The organism is Vibrio sp. 1402, from assembly GCF_033340275.1.
This window is the reverse complement of the sequence record NZ_JAWOWE010000185.1, coordinates 1-783: the sequence shown is the minus strand read 5'-3', so window position 1 is coordinate 783 and position 783 is coordinate 1. Positions and strand designations below refer to the sequence as shown.

The following is a 783-nucleotide window of genomic DNA, read 5'->3' as shown; positions in this document are numbered from 1 at the left end:
AGGTGTGTCTGCATTTGTTGTTCCTGCTCAAGCTGACGGCATCAGTTATGGGCGAAAAGAGCCCAAAATGGGCTGGAACAGTCAACCAACACGCGCGGTTACGTTTGACAATGTCGTTATTCCAGCAAGTCATTTACTGGGCGAAGAAGGGCAAGGCTTCATATTTGCCATGAAAGGATTGGACGGTGGGCGCATTAATATCGCGACCTGTTCCGTTGGTACGGCGCAACAAGCTCTGAATCAAGCTACGCAATATATGCAGGAGCGAAAACAGTTCGGAAAATCGTTAGCGCAATTTCAGGCGCTGCAATTCAAGTTAGCGGACATGGCGACGGAGCTTGTCGCAGCACGGCAATTGGTGCGTTATGCCGCCAGCAAACTCGATCGAGGCGATCCCGATGCGACGACGTACTGCGCGATGGCGAAACGCTTTGCAACCGACGTCGGTTTTCAAATTTGCGACCAAGCGTTGCAGATCTACGGCGGTTACGGGTACATAAAAGAGTACCCCATGGAGCGTTATTTCCGTGACGTTCGCGTACATCAAATTCTTGAGGGCACTAATGAAATTATGCGTCTGATCATCGCGCGTCGTCTGCTCTCAGAAACGTCAGCGTTGCTCTAACAAGCTATCGGGTCTGCGCCATCAAAAGGGGAAGTCACATTATGTCATCAACGCCACAAGCCATTGAGCACACCATTCAAAATCACGTCGCAATGATTACGATGAATAATCCCCCCGCGAACACGTGGACGGCAGATAGCCTTCACGCTTTAAAAGTG

1 protein-coding gene and 1 pseudogene are annotated in these 783 nt (G+C 50.4%); both read left to right on the top strand.

Annotated features, from left to right (window positions below; all coding sequences use genetic code 11):
- Positions 1 to 625, top strand: a 625-nt coding sequence (locus R7044_RS24975; RefSeq protein ID WP_263857039.1) for an acyl-CoA dehydrogenase family protein, incomplete at its 5' end; no start/stop codon positions are given.
- Between the two features lie 41 nt (positions 626 to 666).
- A pseudogene (locus R7044_RS24970) lies at positions 667 to 783 on the top strand (enoyl-CoA hydratase); the annotation flags it as partial.